Source organism: uncultured Desulfobulbus sp., assembly GCF_963662935.2.
In the GTDB taxonomy this organism is placed as follows: domain Bacteria; phylum Desulfobacterota; class Desulfobulbia; order Desulfobulbales; family Desulfobulbaceae; genus Desulfobulbus.
The window spans coordinates 2,636,856-2,652,233 of record NZ_CAXXTL010000002.1 but is presented as its reverse complement, the minus strand read 5'-3'; the positions used below and the strand labels follow the sequence as shown (position 1 = coordinate 2,652,233).

Below are 15,378 nucleotides of genomic sequence, written 5' to 3'. Positions count from 1 at the left end.
TTTACAACCGGAAAAGTCAGATCAGGATAACGAAAAAAACCAACAGCGTCAAAAGAACTTTTGCGGCGAAAAGGGCTACCGCCGAGTCGGTCTCACTCCACAAACCCCTGGACCACTGGATAGCGGCGCCCCGGCCCGAAGGCCTTAGTGGTCACCTTGATCCCCAGAGGCGCCTGCTTGCGCTTGTATTCGTTCAATTTGATACGCCGCACAATATCCCGCACCAATCGTTCATCGACGCCACCGGCGACAATTTCCGCTATGCCCTTGTGTTCTTCCAAATAGGCTTGCAGCACGGCATCAAGGATTTCATAAGGCGGCAGATCGTCCTGATCGCATTGATCCGGCTTAAGTTCCGCTGTCGGCGGCCGGTTGATGATTCCCTCGGGAATCACTTCGCGGTCCCTGTTCATCCATCGGGCAAGTTCGTAGACCATAGTCTTGGGCACGTCAGCTATCACCGCCAGCCCGCCGCTCATGTCACCGTAAAGGGTGCAGTAGCCCACGGCCATCTCCGATTTGTTACCGGTAGACAGCAAGAGCCGATTGAATTTATTCGACAGGGCCATGAGCAGGTTGCCTCTGATCCGGGCCTGGATATTTTGTTCGGTGGTATCTTCCGCAGGCCCGGTAAAAAGGGGAGCTAGGGCCAAATGGTAGGCTTCCATAACTGCAGAAATGCCGATGATCTCAAATCCGCAGCCCAAGTTCTGCGCAAGCAGGCGAGCTTCATCGATGGATTGCTGGGACGTGTAGGGTGAAGGCATGGCGACACAAAGGACGTTCTCTGGTTCCAAGGCACGGCAACCAAGAACAGCAGTGACCGCAGAATCGATGCCTCCCGACAACCCGAGCACCGCCTTGTGAAATCCGGTCTTGTGGAGATAATCGCGCACACCAAGGACCAGCGCCTCCTCGACTTCGGCAACGCTATCCACCATCGTCGCTTGGCCAGCCTTGTCCCACTCCTCGCTGTCAATAATCAGCATGTCCTCGGCGAAACCAGCAGCAACCCTGCAGAGGGTTCCGGCTGGAGTCATCACCGTCGAGTGGCCGTCAAAAATGAGGCCGTCCTGACCGCCAACCTGGTTGGCGTAGAGCAATGGGAGATTGTTATTCCGGCACAGTTGGCCAAAAACACGCTGACGTTCCTGCAATTTGCCGTGATGATAGGGTGAGGCGGAGATATTAATCAGGCAGTCGGGGACAATCGGGCCAACCGCAAAATCCTTGAGCGGGTTTGCCTGGTAGGCCTCGCTCTTCCACCAAATGTCTTCACAAATGGTCAGGCCGCAGTGCAGGCCCTTAAAAGGAAAAACGGTCGACATTATCCCTGGTTCGAAATACCGGGTCTCGTCAAAGACATCATAGGTGGGCAACAACCGCTTACGCGCCCGAAAGGCGATCGTATTTTTCTCAAGGACAAAAGCGGAATTGTACAGAGGCTTTCCCGGGCCTCGCCGTCGTTCCAGCACCCCGATAATGCAGGTGATGCCGTCCAATCCTCTGACGAGATCGGCCAAGGCTCGGTCATGGGCGTCGAGGAAGGAAGGACGCTCCAGCAAATCCTGAGGTGGATAGCCACACAGCGTTAATTCTGGAAAGACAACAAGATCACATCCATCCCGCTTTGCCTTTCGAATCCAATCGAGGACCTGCCGAAGGTTCCGCTCAAAGGCGCCGATGATCGGGTTTGTCTGGACAAGAGCGATTTTCAAAATGCGTTCAACCTAAAAAAACTGACTCACGGACTACCGCTATGGACACGTCCTGGCTATGCGGATCCGCACGATAGTGACTGAAAAAAACGCAACTCTAGGGAAAAGCGAGGGAATAAAAGCCCCAGGCTCTTCACAAAAAAAACCCGGCAGAGGTCATCCCGCCGGGTTTGAGAAAACAATTTGAATTACTGTTTCATGACGTTGGCGGCCGCCGGTCCCTTTGGCCCGTCAACAATTTCGAACTGAACCTTGTCGCCCTCATTGAGTGTCTTGAAACCCGATCCACTGATGGCAGAGTAGTGGACAAAAACATCCTTGCCTGCTTCCTGCTCAATAAAACCGAAACCTTTAGACTCGTTAAACCACTTCACTGTTCCTTTCAACATTGTTCCCTGTTTCTCCTTGTCTTGGGCTGAATGTTCCGTCCATGCGATTTTCCGGCTGTTTTAGAAATTCAGGAAAGAGAATTAAAAACCTAACCATCGAGAATACCGCATGTTCTACTCCTGCGCGCGAACATAACACTAATTTAATTAAAAACAAGGAAATTGATGATTCCGGGTACTCGCTCGAAGTATTTTCATCATGGAAGCAACGAGATGGAGAAGGAAGGGCCGGAAGTCACCTCGAGAAAAACAAACCAGATTGCCTCTACTGTCCCCGAAGGTCGTTCACGGTCCGGCGCTGATAGACTTGAACGGCCTGATTGTGATCCTTCAAGTTGGTGGAGAAAATATGGGTGCCGTCATTTTTCGAGACAAAATAAAGCGCCTCCGAATCAGCCGGACGAAGGACTGCTTCCAAGGCTGCGCGCCCAGGGCTGCAAATGGGCCCCGGCGGCAAGGCGGGGATAACGTAGGTGTTGTACGGTGTCTCTTTTTTCAGATCAGCTTTGGTCAGGTTGCCGTTAAAATCGCGAATGCCATAAATAACGGTGGGGTCTGATTGCAAACGCATTTTTCTCGTCAGCCGATTGTAAAAAACCCGAGCAATCAGCGGACGCTCCTCAGCCGCTCCCGTTTCCTTTTCCACCACCGAGGCCAAAGTAAGGAGTTGATGACGATTGAGACCGTACGCTTCCTGAACATTGAGTTCCTTCCAGACCACCTGAAAGCGATCCACCATCATTCGGATCACCGACGGTTCGTTGGTTTCATGGCGGACCAGGGTATAGGTTTCCGGAAAAAGATACCCTTCCAGGTTGACGGCATCAATTCCCAATTTTTTTATAAACTCGATATCCTGAACAAGGCTGAGAAAACGATCTCGCTTAATCCAGCCATCCTTCTCAAAGAGAGAGGCAATCTGCTCGGCGGTTACGCCCTCGGGAATGGTGACATGATGACGAAGGGTACTGCCCTTTGCCAGGAGTTGCAGGACTTCGGGTGGGGTCAACCCCAGGGGGATGCTGTACTCTCCGGCCTGAAGCCGGGTTTTAAGCCCGGAGAAGTAAACCAGGCAAAGGTAACGAATGTCATTTTCAAGGATGCCGTTTGCTGCCAACAAGGCGCCGATACCGCGTACCCCTGCCCCTTTAGGCAGAACAACAATAACTTCTCCGCTCCCTGAAGAGCCTGTGGTCAGGTAGGATGTATACCAGAGACCCGCGCCGCCAATACAGAGGAGAACCGGCACCAAAAAAAACAGGAAACGACGCATGGATACACTGAAAAGAAGGAGGTTCCGTCAGAAAGAAAAGGCAGTTGACCAGGCGGCGACACTATTTCACGACGTGCGCTGCCCGGTTGGATTCAACTATTTTTCTTCCTTGACGACCTGTTTCGGTTGATTCTTGCGCACGGGAATTTTCCCCAAGGCCAATTCGATCACCTCATCCATGTGCTTGACCGGAAAAAAGGTGATTTTCTTGCGCAATTCCTCTGGAATTTCGACCAGATCCTTTTGATTTTCCTCAGGGATAATGACTTTACTGATGCCAGCGCGTAGTGCCGCCAAGGCCTTATCCTTCAGCCCGCCAATAGGAAGAACCCGGCCACGCAGGGTCACCTCGCCGGTCATGGCGAAACCCCGCTTCACCACTTTACCGCTGATGGCCGAGAACAAAGCCGTGGTCATGGTAATACCGGCCGAGGGACCGTCCTTGGGAATGGCACCCGCCGGAACATGGATATGCACATCGACCAAGTCGAAATACTCAGGCTCCACACCCAACATCTTGTTGCGGCTGCGGCAGTAGCTGAGCGCTGCCTGGGCCGACTCCTTCATCACCTCGCCCAATTGGCCGGTGAGGAGCAGTTTGCCCTTGCCCGGTAACACCGATGTTTCAATGTGCAGCAGTTCGCCGCCGACCTCGGTCCAGGCCAGCCCGATCACCAGGCCGGGCTGAGAGCTGGTGTCCAGCTCGGTTTCCGGCAAAAATTTAGGTGGCCCCAAATATTTTTCCACTGTTTTTTCCGAGATCACATAAGGGCCCTTGCCCCCCTCGGCGACCTTGCGGGCAATTTTCCGGCAGACCTTGCCCAAGGCCCGCTCCAAGTTGCGCACCCCGGCCTCGTGGGTGTACTTGCTGGTAATGGCCTCCAGGGTGGCAGCGTCGATCTTGATCTGGCTGACTTTAATGCCATTTTCCTTGATCTGGCGGGGCAACAGATATTTATTGGCGATGACCATCTTCTCTTCCAGAGTATAGCCGGAGAGCTGGATTACCTCCATGCGGTCGAGCAGCGGTCCGGGAATGGTGTCACTGCGGTTGGCCGTGGTAATGAACATGACCTTGGAAAGATCAAAGGGAAGGTTCATGTAATGATCGGAGAAGGTGTTGTTCTGCTCCGGATCGAGGACCTCCAGCAGGGCCGAGGAAGGGTCGCCGCGGTAATCGTCGCCAATCTTATCGATCTCGTCCATCATGAACACTGGATTATTAGTACCGACGCTCTTTAACCCCTGGAGGATCCGGCCAGGCAGAGCACCAATATAGGTGCGGCGATGGCCGCGGATTTCCGCCTCGTCACGCATGCCGCCCAGGGAAAGGCGATAGAACTTGCGCCCCATGGCCTTGGCGATAGCCTGACCCAGCGAGGTCTTACCCACGCCAGGCGGGCCGACAAAGCAGATGATCGGCCCCTTGGTGTCGGCGTTGAGTTTGCGTACAGCCAGATATTCGAGGATGCGTTCCTTGATTCGATCCAGGCCGTAGTGATCCTCATCAAGGACATTGGCCGCCACTTTCAGATCCAATAAATCCGTGGACGATTGCCGCCACGGCAAGTCGAGAAACCAGTCGAGATAGGTGCGGACAATGGTTGCCTCGGAGGCGTCGGGATGCATCATTTCCAGCCGCCGCAACTGTTTGCGCGCCTCTTTTTTGGCGTACTTCGGCATCTTTTTCTTGCGCAACTGCTTGCGCAGGTCGTCGATCTCCTGAGAGTAGCCGTCCTCATCGCCGAGTTCCCGCTTCAGGGCCTGGATCTGCTCACGAAGGAAATACTCCCGCTGACTGCGCGACATCTCCTCTTTAGCATCCGATTGTATCTTGGCCTGGACAGTAGAGACTTCCAGCTCCTTACGGAGCAGGTCGGCCACCAGGCGCAACCGCTCGGTGGGATCAACAGTTTCGAGAATTTTTTGCGATTCCGATATTTTCAAGCGCAGATTGGAGCCAACCAGATCAGCCAGACGTCCAGGTTCCTCGATGTTGTTGATGATCATCATCAAATCCGAGGAGAGCAGACCACGAAGTGACATAATCTTTTCCGTCTGCTCGCGCACTGTCCGCATCAGCGCTTCGGTCTCGACGGTGATTTCGGGGGATTCCGGTTCTTCGACCAGGTCGATCTCAACCCGGTAAAACGGTTTTTTCTGGAGATAGGAACGGATTTTGGCCTTGGACAGGGCCTGCACCAGAACCTTGAGCCGTCCGTCGGGCAGCTTAAGCGTGCGCATGATCATCGAAACCATGCCCACATCGTAGAGATCTTTCTCCTCGGGGTCGTCTTTGGTCGGATCTTTCTGGGTCACCAGCATCAGCAGTTTGTTGCTGTTCAGACCCTCATTCACGGCTTCGATCGAACCAGGCCGGCCGACAAACAACGGGATGATCATATAATTAAAGACGACGACATCCCGGACGGCCATCATGGGTAGGGATTCGGGAATCTCCAGATCCTGCGTCTGCTCCCCGAAATCACCCATACTGGTCGATAATGAATCATCAAATTCCACGTTCCCCTCCTTAAAATCGCCTCAAGCGATTGCTAGTGCTGAATTGTCCCACGATAGTAAACACAACCCCTTCCGAAGTCAAGGCGGCGCCCCGCCCTTAACGGCAGAGAATATTTCCCTTGAATAAATGCCGGGGGCTCAATATAGAAAGGCTATCGTGCAGCCTTCCATTCACCCGCTTGCCTGGAGCCGACTATGCTGACCATCGGGTCATTTTTCGATCTCACTGATTTTTCTGACCAAGAACTCTTTGCCGACTGCGCCTATGTCTGGGGTCCGCTGAAAAAACTGCGGGCCTACGTCGCCAGTCAGACAGCTCCCACCTTTCAGCATGTCTGCATTACCGACGGAGTACCGCTGGATAGCCCGTACATTTTTTTTAACGGCAAGCTGCGAAACGCCCGAGAATGCATCATCACCTACGGCGACACCACCAAGGGCGGTCTTTCGATATGGGAAAACGGCCAGTTCCTCGAAGGGGCTTCCGTGATCATGGCTGGGGCGGTGATGGTGGGAAAGAACATCAAAATAGGCAAGGGCGTACTTATCGAGTCGGGTGCAATGATCAAATCGCCGGCCATCATCGGCGACAACTCGGAGATTCGCCAGGGTGCTTACCTGCGCGGCAACTGCCTGATCGGCAAGCGCTGCGTCGTCGGTCACACCACCGAGGTCAAGCACACGATCTTCCTCAACGACGCCAAGGCCGGCCATTTTGCCTATCTGGGGGATTCGATCCTCGGCAACAACGTCAACCTCGGGGCGGGCACCAAATGCGCCAACCTGCGGTTTTTCCCTGGCAATGTCCCAATCCGGACAACGAGCGGCATGCTCGACACCGGCCTACGCAAATTTGGCGCCATCATTGGAGACGGGGCACAAACCGGGTGCAACGCGGTCACCAGCCCCGGCACCATCATGGGGCCGGACTGCCTCCTCATGCCAAACACTACCGCACCTTCCGGATTACATCCTCCAAAAACCGTGCTGCGCTAGAGTTGTCCCGCAACTCCCGGTCCACCAGCGGCTGCCCCTGACTGGCATGCTCGTACAAGGCAAAAAAGAAAGCAAAAAAAATGCCGACGGTGAAGAAGACCCGCATCAACCGATCCCAGGGGAGCCACCCCTTGCCCGAAAGCCGACGGAAAACAACCGCGACTATATAGGTGAAACCAAGGGCATAAGGGGCTGTCAGCAGCACCTGGTAGACCGTTCCGGTCAAGATGGCGGCCATATCGGGGCCCAAGCGCAAATGAAAGAGCACATAGGCCAAGGCCGTCAGTATAAATGTAATTTTTTCCCGTAACGTACTCATACTATGAATAAAAGCATTGCCTGCGTGTTTCCGGAAACCCTTCCCAGCGAGCGTCTCCTTTTCCCCCTTCTACAAGTTTTCGAACAGGTTGTCTACATGCAAGCCATTGAAAACGAACCGACACAACAAGGGGTCACCCCTTCCTTTATTGAGCATTCCCAACAGTTGGGGCGACTGCAGCGGTTTACCCCCGTACCGCTGGGCGACCAGCGCGAGCGGTTTCTTGCCTTAGTGCATGACATGAGGCAGCGCGGTGTTGATTATACCAGCCAACTGAGCATGCTGACCCTGGCAGGCCTCAACCGCCGGAACCAACCGGAGTCACAACACTCAATCCTGTCCAACCTGTTGCAGCGAAGTGACATCAAGGAGCAAGAAGAGGCGAAACTGCTGCTCTGGCAGTCGCGACTGATCTTGAAACTGGGGGAATTCTACGATGAAGAACAAGGCGAATTGAACAAGGCTCTGCGCGATATAACCACCCAACAGGACAGCCTGCTCGCTGATCTATGTGAGGAGGAAGACAACCCCTTTGTCCTCCCTACCGGCATGCAGAACAACGGCCAGGAAACAGATGGGCTTCTCCGGCATCGGCTTAAAGCCTGGAGTCGACTCTGTTTTCATGACGGCAACCCGGCGCCGGGAATCCTTGTCACCGGCCACGGGGCGGCCATGGATCTGCTGCAGGAAGTCTATGAAAAACTGCGCCGGCAAAGTGCCCGGCTGTTAGTCCGCCTGGAGTTGCCATGCGGCACCCCGCCATCCGGACAAAATGCCTCTATCGACAAACCGCTAGGACAGTGTTGCCCCACCCTGCACCTGGCGTTGACGGCGCTTAACGCCGGTGTTTCCAGTGTGCAACTGAAAGAAGGATTAGAACAGCTTTTAAAGGATGGCCAGACCGAGTGGTCGCAGCACCACGCCCTTCACTTTCCCCCCGGGCAGGATAAGCACTGCGTTCTCGACTTGTTCTTTTTCCCGGAGATATCGGCCCGGCAGTTATGTGCGGAGAGCTTCGGCGGTGACACCCTCTCCGGCAAACAGGTAGTAGAAGAGGGTGCAACCGGATGTGTCGTCGGTCTGCTCAGGATAGAATGAGTCCAACACCTACTTCTTTTTCCTCTTCGATTCAAGCGAGAGGATGTATTCGGTCCATTGGGGGGGAGGTTCATGGATTTCGACCCCCACCCGTTTGTTCAGCCTGCCCACCTGTTCCCATTTCGGCCGAACCCGGAACTTGAAATGGAGGTCTTCGCTGGAGGCAACCACAACATAGGCATCGATGTTTCTGCCAAAACGTTTCGCCAGATCAGACAGACATAAACCGACCCGGGAAATATCGCGCACTGTCCCCGAACAGCAGCCGATACCGTCGGAGATATCGATCTGCATATTACGAACGACGATACGCGTGTGTTTTCGCTTTTCCATGCAAGCACCTCCCCTGCTCATCGACAGCACGACTCAAAAACCAATGGCCAGGACAGCCAGAGCTCGCCGCTGCTGCGGACCTCCTGTCCAAATAACGGCTGATCACCGGTTCCGCTCTTCCAAAAAATGCTTCACTCAACCTTCCCCTCACACTCCTCACGATACGGGTTGATCGTCATCACCGGACAACAGGCAGTTTTCACCACCTTGTCGGCAACACTGCCGAACATGATCCGCTCCAGCCCCTTGTACCCATGGGTCCCCATGACAATCAACTGCACCTTCTTCTTGGCAGCGTAGCTCAAAATCTCCTCACCCACATCCCCGGAGAGCACTTTACCGGTCACATGGGTGACCCCGACCTCGGCAAACATCGGCTTGTTTTCTTCGACATAGGTTTCCATCTGCTGCTGGGCCGAGGCAAAAAGTTCTTCTTCCAAATTAGGCAGGTTCACAGGCGGGACAAAAAAACCACTGTAATCTTCAAAGGTCTGCACAACGAAAACTAGGTGCAACTCCGCTTTGAATGTTCCAGCCACATAGGCCGCAGCCTTGACAATCTTGCCGGCATTCTCGGAAAAATCGATTGGGGTAAGGATATTCTTGATTGCTTGCATACTGATTACCTCCTCATGTGAAAGAAGATGGAAGTTCAACCTGGTTAGTCAATAAGATATATCGTTTGCAACATTTTCACCATGAATAGTTGCACCGGGGATACAGCCCGACGGGAGAGTCTCCGACAAAGCTGTTGACCCTGCCGTTTATCGTGAATATATTCCAAGTCGTTTATCTGGCTGCAACTTCCTGCGACTTTCGTCGCTCCCGCCGGCCGGACAGGGCAAGACCTGCTGTTCCACCGGGGCGCACTGACACTCCACCACCTTTTTCTGCCCCATCACCACCGAGAATTATCATGGAATTCACGCCCAAATGGATAGCCTGGGAGATCACCCGTCGCTGCAATCTCAACTGTGTGCACTGCCGTTCCTCGTCCCAGCTTGAGATCGAAGGGCATCCCGATTTTTCCCTGGCAGAGGCCAAACGGGTGCTTGACGAGATCCGCGCTTATGCCAATCCGGTCATGGTGCTTTCCGGCGGGGAACCACTGCTGCGGCCGGATGTGTTCGAGATTGCCGCCTACGGCACCGGCCTGGGTTTGCGAATGTGCCTGGCCACCAACGGTTCCCTAGTGACGGAAGACATCTGCCGCTACATCAAGGACTCCGGCATCAAGATGGTTTCCTTGAGTCTGGATGGCTCGACCGCAAGCGTCCACGATAATTTCCGCAATCAGCCGGGCGCCTTCGACGGCGTGATGAACGCCATCCGCCTGTTCAACGAGCACCAGATCGATTTTCTCGTCAACTCCTCCTTTACCAAGCGCAACAAGGAGGAGGCACCAAAGATATACAACCTGGTGAAATCGCTGGGTGCCACCGCCTGGTATCTGTTTATGATCGTACCCACCGGTCGCGGTGAGGAGATCATGGGCGAGCTGATCCCGGCCGAAGAGTACGAGGATATCCTCAACTGGCATTACGATATGGAAAAGGAAGAGGGCGACCTGCTGGTCCGCCCCACCTGCGCCCCCCAGTATTACCGCATCGTGCTCCAGCGGTCCAAGGTCGAGGGTGAACGTTTCAAACGGCGCAGCCTCAAGTTTTCCACCGGCGGCTCCAAGGGATGCCTGGCTGGACAGTTGATCTGTCTCATTGATGTCGACGGCAATGTCCTGCCGTGCAGCTATTTCCCTTTGCCGGCTGGCAACCTGCGCACCCAGTCCTTTCAAGATATCTGGGAAAACTCAAAACTTATGCTCGATATGCGCAACTTTGCCGGGTACAAGGACAACTGCGGCCGCTGCGAATATGTGCATGTCTGCGGCGGTTGCCGGGCCAGGGCCTACGCCATGACCGGCGACTATCTGGCGGGCGAGCCGTTCTGCACCTACCAGCCCCAGCGATGAGCTCCTATCTGCCCATCAGGTAAACCAACCGGCCCAGTGCCGATAACCACAAACTAACGGACAGCAATGAACGATACCTTTCTTCAAGCCTGCCGCGGGGAGCGCACCGCCTACACCCCGGTCTGGTTCATGCGCCAAGCTGGCAGGTACCTGCCCCAATACCAGAAGATTCGCGGCAAAGTCAGCTTTCTGGAGCTATGCAAAAGCCCGGAACTCGCCGCCGAAGTCACCCTGCAGCCCATCGACCTTTTCGGTTTCGACGCGGCCATTCTCTTTTCCGACATCCTCATCCCGATGGAGTCCATGAACCTCGCCCTCGAATTTCACGAAGGCAAGGGGCCCATCTTTGCCCACCCCGTGCGCAGCCAAAAGGCGGTCGATGACTTGGTGGTGCCCGTTCCGGAAGAAGCGGTTCCCTTTGTCCTGGAGACGATCCGCCTGCTGCGCAGCCAATTAAAGGTGCCGCTCATCGGCTTTGCCGGAGCGCCCTTTACCCTGGCCACCTACCTGATCGAGGGCGGCAGCTCCAAAGTATTCCTGCACACCAAAAAAATGATGTTCCAGGAACCCAAACTCTACCACAATCTGCTGGCCAAAATTACCGCCTGCACCAGTGCCTATCTCCAGGCCCAGGCACGTGCCGGCGCCCAGGCCCTCCAAATATTTGATTCCTGGGTCGGCATCCTCGCCCCCTGCGATTACGAAGAGTTTGCCCTGCCTTATGTCCGCTCGATCATCAGCGACCTCCGAGCTGTAACCGATGTGCCGATCATTTATTTTGCCAACAATGGCGCAACGTTAACAAAATTAACGACCACCGTAGGCGCCGACGTCCTTGGTTTTGACTGGCGATTACCCATCGGCGACGCCATCGCCCGCTCCGGCCAGCACGCTGTGCAGGGTAACATCGATCCTCTGGCCCTCTTTCTGCCGAAGGAACGACTCGAAGAACGAATTAAAAGCATGCTAACAGAAGCCCGCGAAGCCAGGGGGTATATCTTCAACCTCGGCCATGGCATCCAGCCGGAGACGCCACCGGAACAGGTACGGATTGCGGTTGACGCCGTTCATCGCTTCAGCGGCAAGCCGTAACCAGCCTGCTCTTCGCCCCATCTATGGAAAACACGAGCGCGTCCACCCCTTCGCTCACCGAATGCATCGGGTTGATGGAGCAGTACGGGATGCTGGCCAATATCCGCCACCATTCGCTGGTTGTCGCCCGCTTGGCCGAACAACTCCAGGCAGGCCTGTGTGCCTTTGCCCCGAACCAACCCCAGGCAGACCGACATCTGGTGATCAGCGGCGCCCTGCTCCATGATATCGCCAAGACCCCCTGCCTGGGCAGCAATTGCGACCACGCCAAGGCCGGGGCTGAGATCTGCCATCGGCACGGTTTTCCCGAGATTGCGGCCATTGTCGAGCAGCATGTGATCCTCTGGGACTTTGATCCCGAACGCTATCAAGCCGGAAACTTCACTGCCCGGGAGATCGTCTATTATGCTGACAAGCGGGTCCGGCACAATGTGGTGGTCAACCTCGATGAGCGACTGGAATACATCCTCGACCACTACGGCAAAGGCACCCCGGACCGGCGGGAGCTGATCCGGAAAAATTTCAACAAATGCCTCGCCCTGGAACAGCATCTTTTCCACTGGCTGCCCTTCGGCCCCAAGGAGCTTGGCCGATTCTGACAGGCTGTTTTCCCTTCATCAATGGAAACTCATATGCCCCCTACAACCTTTGACTGGGTGGAACACTATCCGGCGGCTGTCAGCGTTTGCGACACCCAAGGAACAATCATCGCCATCAACAAGCTGGCTCTGGAACTGTTTGGCAAATACGGCGGGGCAAACCTGAACGGGACCAGCCTGTTCGACTGTCACCCGGAACCGGCCAATATTATTATCCGCCGACTCCTGCGGGAACACACATCCAACACCTATTTCACCGAGAAAAACGGCGTCCGCAAACTGGTGCATCAGACTCCTTGGTACCATGAAGGGCAATTCGCCGGACTCACCGAAACCATTATCGTCCTTCCCGCCCAGATTCCGACCAAGCAGAGAAGTTAAGAGCGCCCATGTGATCAACATCGCTCCCCTCACTTGACAGGCCTCTGTGGAGAGGTATACTCTGAACCAAAGAGTTCAAGCCCTTATTTTTTCGGGATTCAGCCATGATGCAGGTCACAATAGGAGCCGACACGATGAAACCCCGCTCTACTCTGCCTTATTTCCTCGCCTTTTTTCTGCTGATTCTAGTTGCAGGCCTGGCCCGAAGCGAACAACTGGTTCCCAAGGACAAAAACTTCAACACCACCGAGGATATTCGCTACCTCCGCATGGCGGACAACTTCTTCATCATCTACGACCCCACCACCACCATGGCAGTGCCATACAAAACCACCGGACTGACCCGGATCGAGGCGCAAAAGCACATCCTGCGTGCAAGTAACGCCTCTCTGCCGCAACTGAACTGGCAGGCCGGCCTCTATCCGCACTGGAAGGGTGAGCTCTGGCTGCCTGGCTCGCCCTATGCCTTCAAGCCCTACTACCGGCTGCAGAATTATAAAAAAGCAGAGTATGCCGCCGCCATCGAGCAGTTGCCGGTCACGCCGCAAAGCCCGCCGATGCTGCAAACCGGGTTAATGAAACTCGAACATCTCCTCGGTCTTGCGGGGCGCACCGAGATTTTCCTCTTCTCTGACGGCAAGCACATGACTGAGAAGGGGCTGGAACCGCAACCCCTCGCCGAGGCCCGGATGCTGGCCGCTAAATTCGACATCTGCTTCAATATCGTCTCCAGCGCCACCGATGCCAAAGCTCGAAAACTGCTGGAAGACATCGCTAGTGTCAACAGTTGCTCTCAAGTCATTGATTTCGACACCGCCTTCGATCATCCCGAGCATCTCCTGGGCAAACTCTACATGGACACCCAGGGAGGCGGCTTCAACAACATCCTTTTTGATTTCGACAAATCCAACATCCGCCCCACTATGACCCAACATCTTGACAAGCTGGGACGGTTGCTTGTGGCCAACCCGCAGCTTTACGTTGTGCTCTCGGGGTTTTGCGACAGTATCGGCAGCGAGCGCTACAACGTCGGGCTCTCCCAGCGGCGAGCCGAAAGCGTTCGGCACTATCTCCAGAAACGATTCGGCATCAAGCGGGACAGAACGCTGCTCTACTGGTACGGCTATGCCAACCCTGTGGCCACCAACGACACCGAGGAAGGCCGCCAACAGAACCGCCGGGTCACCATCGTCCTGCGCGGACAATAACAACAACGCGAACTATTCGCACGGGAGTTGTCCATGCGCATCACCTTTCACGGGGCCGCCCGCAATGTTACCGGTTCCTGCCACCAAGTCGAATGTCAGGGTAAACGGATCCTGATCGACTGCGGTCTCTACCAGGGCAACCGGGAGATGGCTGAGGAAAACCGCAATGATTTCGGTTTCGATCCGGCCTCCATCGATTTCCTCCTGCTCACCCATGGGCATCTTGACCACTGCGGCCGCATCCCGCTGCTCAGTCGGCTTGGCTTCAAGGGCACGGTCCTGACCACTGCGGCGACCCGCGAGCTGGCCCGCCTGGTCATGCTCGATTCGGCACGGATTCAGGAAGAGGAGGCCCGCTACCGCAATTACAAGGCCAACAGACGGAGAAGCCGGGAAGAGCAGGTTGAACCATTGTACAATACCCTGGACGCCCTCAACTGCCTGGACACCTTTGTCGACATCGCCTCGTTCGACCAGCCCCACGATCTCTGCCCCGGCATCCGCACCACCTTCTACGATGCCGGCCACATCCTTGGCTCCGCCTGTATTCTCCTAGAGCTGGAGGAAGGGGGCAAGCAACGGCGCGTGCTCTTTTCCGGCGATCTCGGCTACAACGGCCGGGCCATCCTGCCTGATCCAGCCACACCGCCCCATGCGGACACGGTGATCATGGAATCCACTTACGGCGACCGGCTGCACAAACCGCTGGAACCCTCCATCAAGGAGTTATACCAGGCGATCAACACCACCATCGCCCGCAACGGCAACGTCCTTATCCCCAGCTTTGCCCTGGAACGGACCCAAGAATTGCTTTATTACCTCCGGGAAGGGATCGAACAGGAACGGCTACCGCGCCATCTCCAGGTCTATCTCGATTCGCCCATGGCCGTTTCCGCCACCCAGATTTTCCGGCGGCACCGCGAATGTTTCGACGAGGAAACCTGGGCGGTTATTTCTGCCGGGCGTGACCCCTTCGAGTTGCCCGGCCTGGAAATCATCCGCGACACCGCCGAATCCATGGCCTTGAAGCATGTCCGGGGGGCGGTGATCATCGCCGGGTCGGGGATGTGCACCGGCGGCCGCATTCGCCACCACCTCCGCCACAACCTCTGGCGCCGCGAGGCCTCGGTGGTTTTTGTCGGCTATGCGGCTGGGGGCACCCTAGCCCGACAGATTATCGAAGGCGCGGAAGTGGTCAAAGTGATGCAAGAGGAGGTCGAGGTCAACGCCGAGATCTACACTATCGGCGGCTTTTCGGCCCATGCCGATCAACAGGAACTGCTCAACTGGCATGCGCAGACGGGTCAACCCGAGCGCACCTTTCTGGTCCATGGCGAGGTGGAAGCCATGGAGGTCTTGGCCGCTCACCTCATGGAGACCAAAGTCGAAATGCCGGACCTGCACCAATCGTTTGAACTTTAGAGAAAAATCCCTTCGGAACATTGTCCCGCTTGCGAGCTGCAGAGGCAATCAATGTTCC

Annotated in this window: 15 protein-coding genes; 8 read left to right on the top strand and 7 right to left on the bottom strand. The window is 55.5% G+C overall.

What is annotated here, in order from left to right:
• Positions 1-92: 92 nt before the first annotated feature.
• From ACHZCX_RS16065 to lon, 4 genes are all read right to left on the bottom strand, one after another.
• Positions 93-1,718, bottom strand: a complete 1,626-nt coding sequence (locus ACHZCX_RS16065) for an NAD+ synthase (protein ID WP_319588209.1) — start codon at positions 1,716-1,718, stop codon at positions 93-95.
• A gap of 188 nt (positions 1,719-1,906) precedes the next feature.
• On the bottom strand, positions 1,907-2,107 hold the full coding sequence (locus ACHZCX_RS16060) for a cold-shock protein (protein WP_306547252.1): 201 nt from the start codon (positions 2,105-2,107) through the stop codon (positions 1,907-1,909).
• A gap of 265 nt (positions 2,108-2,372) precedes the next feature.
• A complete protein-coding gene (mltG, locus tag ACHZCX_RS16055) occupies positions 2,373-3,380 on the bottom strand; it encodes an endolytic transglycosylase MltG (protein ID WP_319588208.1) in 1,008 nt (335 codons plus the stop codon).
• A gap of 96 nt (positions 3,381-3,476) precedes the next feature.
• Positions 3,477-5,873 (bottom strand): endopeptidase La, encoded by a 2,397-nt coding sequence (lon, locus tag ACHZCX_RS16050; RefSeq protein WP_394708842.1) that lies wholly within the window; start codon positions 5,871-5,873, stop codon positions 3,477-3,479.
• 225 nt (positions 5,874-6,098) lie between these two features.
• On the opposite strand from lon, the gene ACHZCX_RS16045 reads away from it, so the two are divergent.
• Positions 6,099-6,899, top strand: coding sequence for a hypothetical protein (locus ACHZCX_RS16045; protein WP_319588206.1), 801 nt, complete (start codon positions 6,099-6,101; stop codon positions 6,897-6,899).
• Here ACHZCX_RS16045 and ACHZCX_RS16040 read toward each other — a convergent pair.
• Positions 6,853-7,218 carry a hypothetical protein gene (locus ACHZCX_RS16040; RefSeq protein ID WP_319588205.1) on the bottom strand — a complete coding sequence of 122 codons (366 nt, stop codon included), beginning with the start codon at positions 7,216-7,218 and terminating at the stop codon, positions 6,853-6,855. The two genes, ACHZCX_RS16045 and ACHZCX_RS16040, sit on opposite strands and share 47 nt — an antisense overlap.
• A 96-nt stretch (positions 7,219-7,314) precedes the next feature.
• Here ACHZCX_RS16040 and ACHZCX_RS16035 point away from each other — a divergent pair, with 96 nt between their 5' ends.
• Complete coding sequence (locus ACHZCX_RS16035; protein WP_319588204.1) at positions 7,315-8,316, top strand: hypothetical protein; 1,002 nt, start codon at positions 7,315-7,317, stop codon at positions 8,314-8,316.
• A gap of 9 nt (positions 8,317-8,325) precedes the next feature.
• Here the strand turns inward: ACHZCX_RS16035 and ACHZCX_RS16030 are convergent, their stop codons facing one another.
• Entirely contained in the window at positions 8,326-8,649 is a 324-nt protein-coding gene (locus tag ACHZCX_RS16030) for a hypothetical protein (protein WP_319588203.1), read from the bottom strand.
• 131 nt (positions 8,650-8,780) lie between these two features.
• Positions 8,781-9,266, bottom strand: coding sequence for a universal stress protein (locus tag ACHZCX_RS16025; protein WP_319588202.1), 486 nt, complete (start codon positions 9,264-9,266; stop codon positions 8,781-8,783).
• A gap of 299 nt (positions 9,267-9,565) precedes the next feature.
• Between ACHZCX_RS16025 and ACHZCX_RS16020 the strand changes: the two genes are divergently transcribed.
• The 6 genes from ACHZCX_RS16020 to ACHZCX_RS15995 all read left to right on the top strand — a co-directional run bounded on the left by ACHZCX_RS16020 (position 9,566) and on the right by ACHZCX_RS15995 (position 15,320).
• Positions 9,566-10,618 (top strand): radical SAM/SPASM domain-containing protein, encoded by a 1,053-nt coding sequence (locus ACHZCX_RS16020; RefSeq protein WP_319588201.1) that lies wholly within the window; start codon positions 9,566-9,568, stop codon positions 10,616-10,618.
• Between the two features lie 66 nt (positions 10,619-10,684).
• On the top strand, positions 10,685-11,710 hold the full coding sequence (gene hemE / locus ACHZCX_RS16015) for a uroporphyrinogen decarboxylase (RefSeq protein WP_319588200.1): 1,026 nt from the start codon (positions 10,685-10,687) through the stop codon (positions 11,708-11,710).
• A gap of 23 nt (positions 11,711-11,733) precedes the next feature.
• On the top strand, positions 11,734-12,309 hold the full coding sequence (locus ACHZCX_RS16010) for an HDIG domain-containing metalloprotein (RefSeq protein ID WP_319588199.1): 576 nt from the start codon (positions 11,734-11,736) through the stop codon (positions 12,307-12,309).
• Positions 12,310-12,342: 33 nt separating this feature from the next.
• On the top strand, positions 12,343-12,690 hold the full coding sequence (locus ACHZCX_RS16005; protein WP_319588198.1) for a PAS domain-containing protein: 348 nt from the start codon (positions 12,343-12,345) through the stop codon (positions 12,688-12,690).
• A gap of 134 nt (positions 12,691-12,824) precedes the next feature.
• A complete protein-coding gene (locus ACHZCX_RS16000; RefSeq protein ID WP_319588197.1) occupies positions 12,825-13,898 on the top strand; it encodes an OmpA family protein in 1,074 nt (357 codons plus the stop codon).
• A gap of 33 nt (positions 13,899-13,931) precedes the next feature.
• Positions 13,932-15,320 (top strand): MBL fold metallo-hydrolase, encoded by a 1,389-nt coding sequence (locus ACHZCX_RS15995; RefSeq protein ID WP_319588196.1) that lies wholly within the window; start codon positions 13,932-13,934, stop codon positions 15,318-15,320.
• Positions 15,321-15,378: the final 58 nt, after the last annotated feature.